General features: G+C 37.6%; 11 protein-coding genes and 1 pseudogene. 3 read left to right on the plus strand and 9 right to left on the minus strand.

The genetic code is table 11. The features are described from left to right. Positions 1–11 precede the first annotated feature (11 nt). On the minus strand, positions 12–968 hold the full coding sequence (gene spoVK / locus EKQ63_RS19795; RefSeq protein ID WP_000438184.1) for a stage V sporulation protein K: 957 nt from the start codon (positions 966–968) through the stop codon (positions 12–14). 113 nt (positions 969–1081) lie between these two features. Between spoVK and EKQ63_RS19800 the strand changes: the two genes are divergently transcribed. Then, the gene (locus EKQ63_RS19800) at positions 1082–2047 is read left to right on the plus strand and encodes a tyrosine-type recombinase/integrase (RefSeq protein ID WP_087954559.1); all 966 of its coding nucleotides are present in this window, start codon (positions 1082–1084) and stop codon (positions 2045–2047) included. A gap of 113 nt (positions 2048–2160) precedes the next feature. Beyond that, positions 2161–4159, plus strand: a pseudogene (locus EKQ63_RS19805) (Gly-Xaa-Xaa repeat protein). An 80-nt stretch (positions 4160–4239) separates the two neighbouring features. Here the strand turns inward: EKQ63_RS19805 and hfq are convergent. Then, on the minus strand, positions 4240–4464 hold the full coding sequence (gene hfq, locus EKQ63_RS19810) for an RNA chaperone Hfq (RefSeq protein WP_000813896.1): 225 nt from the start codon (positions 4462–4464) through the stop codon (positions 4240–4242). A 21-nt stretch (positions 4465–4485) separates the two neighbouring features. Beyond that, positions 4486–5439, minus strand: coding sequence for a tRNA (adenosine(37)-N6)-dimethylallyltransferase MiaA (gene miaA / locus EKQ63_RS19815; protein ID WP_000504943.1), 954 nt, complete (start codon positions 5437–5439; stop codon positions 4486–4488). Between the two features lie 182 nt (positions 5440–5621). Here miaA and EKQ63_RS19820 point away from each other — a divergent pair, with 182 nt between their 5' ends. After that, on the plus strand, positions 5622–5867 hold the full coding sequence (locus tag EKQ63_RS19820; protein WP_087954557.1) for a hypothetical protein: 246 nt from the start codon (positions 5622–5624) through the stop codon (positions 5865–5867). 62 nt (positions 5868–5929) lie between these two features. Here the strand turns inward: EKQ63_RS19820 and entD are convergent, their stop codons facing one another. The 6 genes from entD to EKQ63_RS19850 all read right to left on the minus strand — a co-directional run bounded on the left by entD (position 5930) and on the right by EKQ63_RS19850 (position 12845). Continuing rightward, the gene (entD, locus tag EKQ63_RS19825) at positions 5930–6862 is read right to left on the minus strand and encodes a cell wall-binding protein EntD (RefSeq protein WP_087954556.1); all 933 of its coding nucleotides are present in this window, start codon (positions 6860–6862) and stop codon (positions 5930–5932) included. Positions 6863–7330: 468 nt separating this feature from the next. Beyond that, positions 7331–9190 carry a PTS fructose transporter subunit IIABC gene (locus EKQ63_RS19830; protein WP_087954555.1) on the minus strand — a complete coding sequence of 620 codons (1860 nt, stop codon included), beginning with the start codon at positions 9188–9190 and terminating at the stop codon, positions 7331–7333. Positions 9191–9203: 13 nt separating this feature from the next. Further along, on the minus strand, positions 9204–10115 hold the full coding sequence (pfkB, locus tag EKQ63_RS19835; RefSeq protein ID WP_087954554.1) for a 1-phosphofructokinase: 912 nt from the start codon (positions 10113–10115) through the stop codon (positions 9204–9206). Continuing rightward, the gene (locus EKQ63_RS19840) at positions 10112–10864 is read right to left on the minus strand and encodes a DeoR/GlpR family DNA-binding transcription regulator (RefSeq protein WP_087954553.1); all 753 of its coding nucleotides are present in this window, start codon (positions 10862–10864) and stop codon (positions 10112–10114) included. Before EKQ63_RS19840 ends, pfkB begins: the two co-directional genes overlap by 4 nt. Positions 10865–11022: 158 nt before the next feature. Continuing rightward, positions 11023–12186, minus strand: a complete 1164-nt coding sequence (locus EKQ63_RS19845) for an iron-containing alcohol dehydrogenase (RefSeq protein WP_143881458.1) — start codon at positions 12184–12186, stop codon at positions 11023–11025. A gap of 119 nt (positions 12187–12305) precedes the next feature. Next, positions 12306–12845, minus strand: a complete 540-nt coding sequence (locus EKQ63_RS19850; RefSeq protein WP_087954551.1) for a DUF420 domain-containing protein — start codon at positions 12843–12845, stop codon at positions 12306–12308. Between the last annotated feature and the right edge of the window lie 81 nt (positions 12846–12926).

Raw genomic sequence — 12926 nt, forward strand, 5'->3', positions numbered from 1 at the left:
AGACGCACAGTTTACGTACTGTGCGTCTCCTCTTCAAGCATCAAATCACTACTTGATATTCCAATCAAATCATATTTATCATACGCATCCTCTTGTAACAACCGCATAGCTTGTGTACGAATTGATTTTTCAACAATATTCCGGACGTATCGCCCATTACTAAAGGATGTAATTTGCGATGAGTACTTTACAGCATGTAAATGATCTCTAAATTTCCATTCAGCCTCTTTCGATAACTGATATTCACGTTCTTCATACATCCTCTTCCCTATTTCTAACAGCTGATTTACTGAGTAATCCGCAAACTCAATTATAAACGGAAAACGAGATTGTAGTCCTGGATTCAATGAAAGAAAGTGATTCATCTCTCTGGAATATCCAGCTAAAATCAATACAAAACCGTGTTGTTTATCTTCCATATGTTTTACGAGCGTATCAATTGCTTCTTTTCCAAAATCTTTTTCTCCCCCTCGGGCTAATGAATACGCCTCATCAATAAACAAAATTCCTCCCATTGCTTTTTTTATTAAATCTCTTGTTTTTTGAGCTGTATGACCGATGTACTCTCCTACAAGATCCGCACGTTCAGCTTCAACTAGGTGCCCTTTTGATAGAATATTCATCTCAAATAATAATTTCCCTATCATTCTAGCAACAGTTGTCTTCCCTGTACCTGGATTCCCTTTAAATAACATATGAAGTACTTGTTTCTCAGACTTCAATCCTATTTCTTGTCTTTTTTTATTCACATAAATCCAAGCATATATTTCTTTTATTATCTTTTTTATATCATCCATCCCAACGAGTTTTCCCATCTCTTCTTCAATTCTTTGCAACATCTCGTGTTTCGTAGTAGTTTCACTCGAAATTACTGTTTTATTTTCTGCAGCCGGTAAAGAAATTTTCTTTCGATGATTTAACACAATGTTAATTTGATTATTATTTTTCTTTCGCATCGATTGTTCCATACAATCACCTCATTTTATCCACTCACCAAATATTATTATTCTTGTCTCCCTTGCAAATGACTATTTTCAGAAAAGTTTGCTATAATAAAAGAAATAATGAAGGTGGTGGGACTATGGAGACAACGGAATTCCATGATACAATACAAGCCTTTTCTATTTTTTTATTGAATAAAGGCCGAAAACCTTCAACCATTAAACGTTATGTTTATGACATTGAAGATTTCGGACATTGGTTAGAAAAAAACAAAAAGCTCCCTTCCAGTAATATATGGGCTACACTTTGTACAAAAGACTACGAAGATTACTTTTCCGACTTAAAAAAGAATCGACATTACTCAGAAAAAACGATGCACCGCGTATTTATTGTATTAAATAGAATGCATCATTTTCTAAACATTCCTAACCCATTAAAGAACATGGAAATTTCTATTCAACCAGACCGCACACTCCGCAATGAAGATTTCATTTCATCTGATGAAGAAAAAAGATTAAAACATATAGTCACTTCATTGGAAGGACTTTCAGAAAAGCAACGTCCTGTACGCCCTTTATTGATGGATCGTAATACCGCTATTTTGAATTTATTAATTGACTATGGATTATCCTTACAAGAACTTACAGCATTAACTATGCATCATGTCCACTTTGAAACTAACACTTTATCTATACCTGCAACCGCAGGTGTAGAAAGAACAATTACATTAACCAGCAAAGACAAAAAACAACTATATACTTATTACAAAAGCATCCCTGAACCCGTTCGTCCAAAATACCATAGTAATGACCCATTATTTGTCGCATTCGATTTTAATCGCGGAACATACAGGTGGGTATACGAAAATGACGCACCAAAAGGATTAACAGAAATCGCAATCCAAAAAATGATTCGCCTTGAAGTATCTAGAGCAAATTTACGCAAAGGAATCTCAGGACAACACTTTCGTAACACCTATATTTTAAACTTAATAAAAAAAGATACTCCGGAATCAGAAATTATAAAGCTAGCTGGGTTCAAATCAAAGATTTCACTAAAACGATATTATCAATACGCAGAAAATAGAAAAAACGCCTTATCATAAGGCGTTTTTTCTATTTTTTCTTCAAACAAACGATTTTACTATGACCATTTAACTAATTTTTGCATCTACTATGATGAGTTTCGTTCATATCCTCATTAGAAAGGAGAGATTTAATGTCTCATTATAACGACAGTCAGAACAAATTCTCCAAACCATGCTTTCCAAGTAGCGCTGGACGAATCCCCAACACCCCATCAATCCCAGTTACTAAGGCACAACTTAGAACATTTCGCGCAATCATTATCGACTTAACAAAAATAATCCCAAAACTTTTCGCAAATCCATCTCCCCAAAACATTGAAGATCTAATTGATACATTGAACCTACTAAGTAAATTTATTTGTTCACTAGATGCTACTTCCTCCCTGAAAGCACAAGGGTTAGCAATTATTAAAAACTTAATAACTATATTAAAAAATCCAACCTTCGTAGCAAGCGCTGTATTTATCGAGCTTCAAAATCTAATTAATTATTTACTATCCATTACAAAACTATTCCGAATTGACCCTTGCACACTTCAAGAGCTCCTTAAATTAATTGCAGCATTGCAAACCGCCCTAGTTAATTCTGCTTCATTCATTCACGGACCTACTGGACCTACCGGGCCAACAGGCGCTACCGGACCTCGAGGTAACACTGGCGCTACTGGGGCCACTGGGCCTCGAGGTAACACTGGCGCTACTGGACCTACCGGACCTCAAGGTAACACAGGCGCTACCGGCGCTACCGGACCTCGAGGTAACACAGGCGCTACTGGCGCCACTGGACCTCGAGGTAACACAGGCGCTACCGGCGCTACCGGACCTCGAGGTAACACAGGCGCTACTGGCGCCACTGGACCTCAAGGCGTTCAAGGTAACACTGGCGCTACTGGCCCTACCGGACCTCAAGGTAACACAGGCGCTACCGGCGCTACCGGACCTCGAGGTAACACTGGCGCTACTGGCCCTACCGGACCTCAAGGTAACACAGGCGCTACTGGCGCCACTGGACCTCGAGGTAACACTGGCGCTACTGGCCCTACCGGACCTCAAGGTAACACTGGCGCTACTGGCGCCACTGGACCTCGAGGTAACACTGGCGCTACTGGCCCTACCGGACCTCAAGGTAACACAGGCGCTACTGGCCCTACCGGACCTCAAGGTAACACAGGCGCTACTGGCCCTACCGGACCTCAAGGTAACACAGGTGCGACTGGCGCTACCGGACCTCAAGGTAATACAGGGGCTACTGGCGCTACCGGACCTCAAGGTAATACAGGGGCTACCGGCGCGACTGGTGCCACTGGACCTCAAGGTGTTCAAGGTAACACCGACTGGTGCCACTGGACCTCAAGGTGTTCAAGGTAACACAGGTGCCACTGGTGCTACCGGCGCCACTGGACCTCAAGGCGTTCAAGGTAACACAGGTGCCACTGGTGCTACCGGCGCTACCGGACCTCAAGGTAACACAGGCGCTACTGGCCCTACCGGACCTCAAGGCGTTCAAGGTAACACAGGTGCCACTGGTGCTACCGGCGCTACCGGCGCTACCGGACCTCAAGGTAACACGGGGGCTACCGGCGCCACTGGACCAACGGGGGCTACTGGTATAGGAGTTACCGGACCTACTGGACCTTCCGGTGGGCCTCCTGGACCTACTGGACCTCAGGGCGTTCAAGGACCAACAGGTGCCACTGGCGCTACTGGTATAGGTGTTACCGGACCTACCGGGCCTAGCTTCCCTGTAGCAACAATTGTTGTAACAAACAACATTCAACAAACAGTACTACAATTTAATAACTTTATTTTCAGTACTGCAATTAACGTAAACAATATTATCTTTAATGGCACAGATACAGTTACAGTTATCAACGGTGGTATTTATGTAATTAGCGTATCCATTTCTACAACTGCGCCAGGATGCGCTCCACTTGGAGTAGGAATTTCAATTAATGGAGCAGTTGCAACTGATAACTTCTCTTCAAATTTAATAGGCGACTCACTATCATTTACTACAATCGAAACATTAGCAGCTGGTTCAAGAATTTCTGTCCAATCTACTCTTAACGAGATTACGATCCCTGCGACAGGAAATACTAACATCCGCCTTACTGTATTTAGAATCGCTTAATTTTCACGATTTATTATTTATGGCAAATAAAAAAAGAGCGAGAAACTCGCTCTTTTTTTGTTATGTACAATAATTCATTACTACTCTAATTCAATTGAAACATTTTTTTGTGGTACGAATGTAGAAATTGCATGTTTATAAATAAGCTGTTGCTTACCTTCTGTTTCCAGTAGGACTGTAAAATTATCAAATCCTTTAATTAATCCACGAAGCTGGAAACCATTTAATAAGTACAGCGTAACAAACGTATTCTCTTTACGGAGTTGATTTAAAAACTGATCTTGAATATTGATTGATTGCTTCATGTCGAATCCTCCTCTTTTTCTCTACTTACTATTATTCGACTTTAGTTGTAGCTTTCCTTCTATGTATCGTAAAATTTCTGACGTTTTTTCACCGTCTGTAACATCAAACCATGTGACATCCATCTTATTACGGAACCACGTTAATTGACGTTTTGCATAACGACGTGAATTCGTCTTTAATTGTGATACCGCTTCTTCTAAAGATACACGACCCTCAAAATAATCATATATCTCTTTATAACCAATCGCTTGAATAGATTGACAATCTCTTATCCCTCTATTATATAATCCTTCTACTTCTTCTAATAAACCTTGGTCCATCATTATATCAACTCGTAAGTTAATGCGATCGTATAGCATTTCTCGATCCATTGTCAAGCCAATTAAGGAAACATCGTATAATAACTCGTTTTCTTGTTTTTCAAGTTGATCACTCATTTTTTCACCCGTCGTGTGGAAAATTTCTAACGCTCTAATGACACGGCGTACATTATTTGTATGAATACGCTCAGCGCTTTCTGGGTCTACTTCTTGTAATTTCTTATGTACATATTCCACACCACGTTCTAATGCTAACTTTTCCATTTGTTCTCGGTATATAGCATCACCAGCATCATCCGTAAACTGATAATCGAATAAAACAGATTGTATATACAGACCAGTTCCACCAACGATAATTGGCAATTTACCACGCTCTGTAATCTCTCGAATATGCTTACGAACACGTTCTTGAAATTCGGCAACTGAAAATGATTCTTCTGGATTTTTTATATCGACCATATAATGTGGAATTCCGTCCATCTCTTCTTTCGTCACCTTTGCGGTTCCAATATCCATCGTACGATAAATCTGCATGGAATCTCCACTTATAATTTCACCATTTAACGCTTTGGCAAGGTCAATACTTAACTTCGTCTTCCCAACAGCAGTTGGTCCAATGATGACAGCAACTTTTTCACGTTGCACTTCTCCCATATCATTCAACTCTCTTTATGTAATGTACTCCATCTATTGATTATATCCAATCTTACCAATTTTAACGGCATGATTGCAAGTTCTTTCATTACGGTACATGAAATTATAAATAAAAAAAGAACATAGTTTGTCCAATTCCGCATATACATGATTAAAAATACCTTCGAGAGGATGAGTTAACTATGAAACAATCCACTATCAATTTTTCATCTTTGACAAAAGACCTCATTTTAGCCACTGCTACAAAAGAACAAAATTGTTCACAAGAAGAATTATACTTCGCCTTAAATTGTTTACTACGTTCTTTTCATTCTACTCTTCAAGAAACAACATTATATCCAGAAAATAAAGATACCGAGTATATACAAAACCAATTTTGCAGTGCCTATAAAATTATTACAGGTAAAACGATTTATCCTTTTCAATAATCCATAAAAGGCGGTTGCTTACATACTTTCAAGCAATCGCCTTTTATATTAATACACATACACTACTCTATAACTTTCACTTTAACTGATTTGCGCCCCCAGCTATTAGCAGTACCATCTGAACCAACTAGAACATCAATACGATTTCCTTTAATCGCACCACCAGTATCTCCAGCAATCGCTTCTCCGTATCCTTCTACCCATACTTTTGATCCAAGTGGAATTACTTTAGGGTCAACAGCAATTACTTTCATATTTGGATTCGCTGTTAAATCATGCCCCATTGCAGTTAATACACGACCACCATACGAACCATTCTCACTCGGATCTGCTGTATACGCTGTCGCCTCTACTGTTATTTCACGTCCACCAGCAGGTGCACTTGTTTCATTAGATTTTGCAACTTGTTTCGTAGTTGACTGCTGTTTTGCCACTGATTTACTTGATTCTACATTCTTAACAGACTCTTTGTTCTTAACTACTTTATTATTTTTAACCGGCGTATTTACTTTTGCCGGTACTTCTTCTTGCGTTACAACTTCTTTCTTCTCAATTACAGGTGCCGTCCCTGTTAAAAATGGCACGTGAACATATCCTGTTTTTCCATTGTAGTCAAATTGTAGCCATTCATTTTGAACTTGATTTGTCGTTTCAATTACATCGTCTTTATTCAATTTACCAAGAATTTCAGAGTCAGTATTCGCTCCAGCACGAACATTTAACACGCCTGCCGTTACATAATATGTACTTTTTGTAAATTCAGCACTTACAAACGCTTCTTGACCATTTAATTTAATTTTTGTCCATCCGTTTTCTGTATTTATAACATCTAATTTATTTCCACTTAACATTTTACCTACAAGCTTTGACTCTATATTTGGGTTTTCTCTAACATTTAATACATCTGTTGTTACAATCGTTTCCGCTTTCGCAGAACCTGCAAAAATCCCAAGACCAAAAACTGCCGCCGTTGCTATACCTAATAATTTTTTCATGAATAGCCTCCATTTGCTTTGTTTTCGTATTTTCATTATAGCAACGGATTTTTAAGATTTTTAGAAAACACACAATTACAAACCATTCGTAATATACGATTAATGAGCTGTAACATAAATTTCCATATTAATGAATTACATTTCCAATAGAATTCCCAATAGTTTTCATATATTTTCCACATACAAGCACCAGAATTTTTTTCCAGAAAAAATTACAGTATTACTTTTTTGTTACAAAAAAATCATATTTCATTACATCTTTTACCAAAATTCATCATTCTCCAACTATTAACCTTCTTTTTTGTAATAAAGTGAAACTTTAATCAGCCCTCACCAATCGAACTTTAATGGGCAGCCCGACCCCCACCTAACTTCTTTGCTTTCGCTGCATTTTGAGGCGGGGGTCTTACTGCCCATTAAAGTCGGATAAAAGGGAGCAGCTAATAAAAGCTACTCCCTTTACACGTATTATTTAACTTTCTTTTTCCAAATCCCCATCATAAGAGCAGAAACAACTGCCCCTATCAATATCGAGAAAATATATAACACTGGTTTATTTACTAATGCGATAACAAACAATCCACCATGCGGTGCCGGTAATGTAATTTGGAATAACATAGATAATGCACCTGCAATACTTGAACCGACAACACAACTGACAATTACTCGAACCGGATCTGCTGCCGCAAATGGAATCGCACCTTCTGTAATAAACGACGCCCCCATAATATAATTTGTTAAACCAGATTTACGTTCTGCTTCAGTAAACTTTGATTTAAAGACGGTAGTTGCGAATGCAATCGCTAATGGCGGTACCATACCACCAGCCATAACTGCTGAGTGCACGCCAAAATTCTGTGCTTCTATTGCAGCAATACCAAATGTAAATGCAGCTTTATTAATTGGACCACCCATATCAATTGCCATCATACCACCTAATATAAGACCTAGTAATATAGCATTTGTACCGTTCAAACCATTTAACCATCCTGTTAACATTTCATTCAATGCTACTACAGGCGGAATTACTACTTTTTGCATAACAACTCCCGTAATCAACAATCCAAAGACCGGATATAACAATACAGGTTTAATTCCTTCTAATTGTACTGGTAGTCCTGAAAATAATCTTTTCAACCCTAAAACAACATACCCAGCTAAGAAACCAGCTATTAATCCACCTAAAAATCCAGCATTCGCATGTGCTGCTAAAAATCCACCGACAACACCAGGCATAAAACCAGGACGATCAGCAATAGAACTCGCAATAAATCCAGCTAAAATTGGTACGAGGAATAAAAACGCCCCTGTTCCCCCTCCACCAATAGACATTAACAACTCAGCCAATGGTCCTTCTGCTTTTATACCACCAACCCAAAATGCTAATGCAATTAAAATCCCTCCACCAACAACGAATGGAAGCATATTACTTACACCGCTCATTAAATGCTTATAAATCCCTAATCCTTTTTCTTTCTCTGCACTTTCTGTCTTTCCATCTTCTTTTATTCCTTTAAAGATTGGTGCATCTTGTTTTACAGCACGATTAAGAAGTTTTTCCGTTTTTCTAATCCCGTCAGCGACTGGCACTTGAATGACATGTTTACCAGCAAAACGATTCATTTCTACTTGTTTATCTGCCGCAACAATTATAGCTGTTGCGCGTTCAATATCCTCTTTCGTTAAACCGTTTTTTATACCTGTTGATCCATTCGTTTCAACTTTAATTGCAATTCCTAGCTCTGCTGCTTTCGCTTTCAAGCTATCCGCAGCCATATATGTGTGAGCGATTCCAGTTGGACAAGCTGTAACAGCTAATACGTACGGTTCATTCCCTTCTGGTTGTGCAACTTCTACCTCTTCTTCTTCTTTTTCATTTTCTTTTTCATCAAATAGACGAAGAAGTTCCTCTTCATCCTTTGCTTCTAACAATTGCTTACGAAATCCTTCATCCATTAATAGTGTAGATAGGCGTGATAACGTTTCTAAATGCGTATTATTCGCCCCTTCACTCGCAGCAATCATAAAGAATAAATGCGCAGGCTGTCCGTCAAGCGATTCAAAGTTGATACCGCTTACACTTCTACCAAAACAAATCGCTGGTTGCTTAACAGCTTTTGTTTTCGCATGAGGTATAGCAATCCCTTCACCAATGCCGGTTGTACTTTGTGACTCCCGCTTTAAAATAGCTTCTTTAAATTCAGCTTTACTATTTAAACGATTTGCCCCGTTTAATTTCTCAACTAATTCATCTATGACAGCTTCTTTATTTGAAGCTGTCAAATTCATAATAACTGTATCCCTTTTTAATAGTTCTGTAATTTTCATATGTTGCTTCCCCCTATCGCTTAGTTACAATTACTTGCGACAATAATTCTTCTACTTTTTCCTTTTCACATAAATCAGCTGAAAATGCTGTTGCACTCCCTGTAGCAACGCCATATTGAAATGCCTTTTCAATATCATTTGTCTGTTCATATTTACCTACAAATCCCGCAACAAGAGAATCTCCAGCCCCAACCGAATTAATTACAACACCTTTTGGAACCGTTGCTTCATATATACCTTCTGCTGTAAACAATAAAGCTCCATCACCGGCCATTGATACGATAACGTGCTCTACACCTTGTTCAATTAATTTTCTTCCATACGGTAAAATATCTTCTGCTGTTGAAATTTCTACTCCAAATAACTCACCAAGTTCATGATGATTTGGTTTTATTAAAAATGGTTTATTTTTAACTACATGTTGCAGCGCACTACCACTTGCATCTACTACTACACGAATACCTTTTTCCGCTCCGAACACTGCAATTGATTCATAAAAAGTAGTGGGGATAGACGCCGGTACACTTCCAGCTAATACAATACAATCTCCTTGCTTCATACTTTCAATTTGTTTCATTAATTGTTCAAATTGTTCATTTGTCACACTAGGCCCTTGCCCATTTAATTCTGTTTCTTCTTGCCCTTTTATTTTCACATTGATTCGAGAATCTCCATCTACTTGGACGAAGTTTGTTGTTACACCTTCCGCCTGTAATACATCTTTAATAAATCCACCGGTAAATCCACCAGTAAATCCAAGCGCTACATTTTCAACACCTAAACGATGAAGAACGCGAGAAACATTAATTCCTTTTCCTCCAGGAAACTTCATATCTTTCTCCGCTCGATTTACCGCGCCTAAATCTAAAGAATTAACTTGTACTACATAATCAATAGATGGATTTAAAGTTACTGTATAGATCATTGTTTATCAGCCTCAATTACATTGGTTTGTCTTTTATATTTTTCTAAATCAATTTCTAAATGGTTTGTAATAATATTTGCCTCTTCAACATTGGCAATTTTCGCAAACGCAACTTCTGAAAACTTACTTTCATCAATTAAGAAATATCCTTCATTTGCTAATGTTAATGCCATTTGCTTTAAAAGTGCCTCTTCCGGATCTGGTGTTGTAAAACCAAGCTGTTCATGTACACCATTCGCCCCTAAAAAACATTTATCAAAACGATACTTCTGCATACTTTCCTGCGCCATTGCACCGATTAAAGCTTTCGTCCTACTCTTCATCATTCCGCCTAGTAAATATGCACGAATATTATTTTCAACTAGAGCTTCAATATGCATAAGTCCATTCGTAACGACTGTAACATCTTTATTTATTAAAAATGGAATCATTTCAAATGTTGTACTTCCTGCATCTAAATAAATGCAATCACCTTGTTCAACTATGTTAGACGCATATTTTGCAATTTGTTGTTTTATTTGAATGTTTTTGGATGATTTTTCAACCATCGTTGGCTCTTGTCCTTTTCCTGTTAAAACAGCAGCACCACCGTGAACTCTTTTTAATAATCTTTGCTTTTCCAATTGTGCTAAATCACGACGAATTGTTGATTCAGAGCTTTCTGTTCTTTCCACTAATTGTTGTAATTTAACAACCTTCTGCTCTTTTACAAGTTGCAATATCATTTGATGACGTTCAGGAGTTAACATTTCATTCACCTCTTCTTTGATTACAGTATAATGAAAACGATCACAAAAATCAACCATAAACATTCATAAGTAATCAAAAACATTCAAAAACAGTTATAAATAACAGAAAAGAAACCCATTTGATATAACAATCAAATGGGTTTCTTTTCTCGATTCACTTATAAGGAAGATTTATATATGCTTAAAACATCGTCTTTATTTAATTTTTTAAAGTTACCAAATTCACCATAAGCCATCGCTTTATCCGCCATTACATCAATTTCATTTTCACCAATAGCGTAATCAGATAACTTTACTGGTGCCTCAATTGAAGTCCAAAATTGACGTAACGCCTCAATTCCTTCTAGCGCAATTTCTCGATCAGTCTTTCCATCTGTTTCTACATCGAATACACGAATAGCGAACTGTTTAAAACGACTTACATTTTCATCTACGACATGCTTCATCCAGTTCGGGAATAGAATCGCAAGGCCACCCCCGTGTGGTATGTCATGAACCGCAGAAACTGCATGCTCAATATTATGAGTTGCCCAGTCTCCTTTTACCCCCATCGCTAAAATGCCATTTAACGCCATAGTACCGCAATATAAGATCGTTTCTCTATGCTCATAATTTTCTAAATCACTTAAAAGCTTAGGAGCTGTCTCAATTACTGTTTTTAAAACAGATTCACAATAACGATCTTGTAATTCTGTATTTGTTCCATGATGGAAATATTGCTCTAATACATGTGACATAATATCTACCATACCGTAAATTGTTTGATCCCTTGGCACAGACGCAGTATGGACCGGATCTAAAATTGAAAACTGCGGGAAAGTAACTGGGCTACCCCAGCCATATTTTTCATTCGTTTCCCAATTTGTAATGACAGAACCAGCATTCATTTCAGATCCTGTTGCCGCAAGCGTAAGCACCGTACCAAATGGTAATGCCTCATTAGCAAATGCTTTTTTCGTTACAATATCCCATACATCTCCATCGTACTTACTACCAGCAGCAATTGCCTTCGTACAGTCAATTACACTTCCTCCACCAACTGCTAAAATAAATTCAACACCATTCTCTTTACAAATTTGAATTCTTTTCTTTACAGTCGACACACGAGGATTTGGTTCAACGCCTGTCAATTCAAATACTTCTGCATTTATATCTTTTAAAATAGAAATTACATTATCATAAATACCGTTTCTTTTAATACTGCCTCCCCCGTATACGAGAAGAACTTTTTTACCGAACTGTGGAATTTCAGTTTTTAACTGTTCTAATTGATCTTTACCGAAAATAAGTTTCGTTGGATTACGAAATACAAAATTTTGCATATCCCTTTACCATCCCTTCTATATGAAAAGCAACTATACTTTTGTATACCATATTTTTTTCATTTTACAAAAATATTTGCCTAACGAAAAAATCCCAGCCTATAGGCTGGGGTTTTTTATTAATAATAAGGTGAGATCATTAAGTAAACAATAACACCAGATAAACTTACATATAACCAGATCGGCATCGTCCAACGTACAATTTTACGATGACGTGTTAATTGATTTGTAAAACCGAATACAAGTGCAAACAATGCAAGTGGTACAATAATTGCTGCTAGGATAATATGTGTAATTAAAATGATGAAATACACATATTTAATGAATCCTTCTCCACCAAAATGTGTTGCCGGCGCTAAGTAATGATACGATAAATAAGAAACACAAAATAGCAATGTCGTCGTAAATGCTGCTAGGATAAAACCACGGTGCATTTTCACATTCTTCTTAATAATAGAGTATAGAGCTGCTAATAAGAATACGAACGTAAAGCTATTAAAAATTGCATTTAACATTGGTAAAATCGTTACATCAAAATGTACTTCTCCTTCATAGCCAACAGGTCCAAAGAACAAAAATAAAATAATCGCATTTACAATTACAGAAAGCGTTATCACAATAGGAGCATAGCTTTTCTGATTTGTTGATTGATCCACCAAAATGGTCACTCCCTCTTCCTTCAAATATGTATACGTAACCTCACTATTTTAACATACTATTCACAGTGTAAATGTGACAAT

The sequence above is a fragment of the Bacillus sp. BD59S genome (genome assembly GCF_007363175.1).
In the GTDB taxonomy this organism is placed as follows: Bacteria; Bacillota; Bacilli; order Bacillales; family Bacillaceae_G; genus Bacillus_A; species Bacillus_A pacificus.

What these genes read in the sequence shown, in the direction of transcription:
- spoVK (WP_000438184.1), bottom strand. Translation starts at nt 968, where the DNA reads ATGGAACAATCGATGCGAAAGAAAAATAATAATCAAATTAACATTGTG.
- EKQ63_RS19800 (WP_087954559.1), top strand. Translation starts at nt 1,082, where the DNA reads ATGGAGACAACGGAATTCCATGATACAATACAAGCCTTTTCTATTTTT.
- hfq (WP_000813896.1), bottom strand. Translation starts at nt 4,464, where the DNA reads ATGAAGCAATCAATCAATATTCAAGATCAGTTTTTAAATCAACTCCGT.
- miaA (WP_000504943.1), bottom strand. Translation starts at nt 5,439, where the DNA reads ATGGGAGAAGTGCAACGTGAAAAAGTTGCTGTCATCATTGGACCAACT.
- EKQ63_RS19820 (WP_087954557.1), top strand. Translation starts at nt 5,622, where the DNA reads ATGAAACAATCCACTATCAATTTTTCATCTTTGACAAAAGACCTCATT.
- entD (WP_087954556.1), bottom strand. Translation starts at nt 6,862, where the DNA reads ATGAAAAAATTATTAGGTATAGCAACGGCGGCAGTTTTTGGTCTTGGG.
- EKQ63_RS19830 (WP_087954555.1), bottom strand. Translation starts at nt 9,190, where the DNA reads ATGAAAATTACAGAACTATTAAAAAGGGATACAGTTATTATGAATTTG.
- pfkB (WP_087954554.1), bottom strand. Translation starts at nt 10,115, where the DNA reads ATGATCTATACAGTAACTTTAAATCCATCTATTGATTATGTAGTACAA.
- EKQ63_RS19840 (WP_087954553.1), bottom strand. Translation starts at nt 10,864, where the DNA reads ATGTTAACTCCTGAACGTCATCAAATGATATTGCAACTTGTAAAAGAG.
- EKQ63_RS19845 (WP_143881458.1), bottom strand. Translation starts at nt 12,186, where the DNA reads ATGCAAAATTTTGTATTTCGTAATCCAACGAAACTTATTTTCGGTAAA.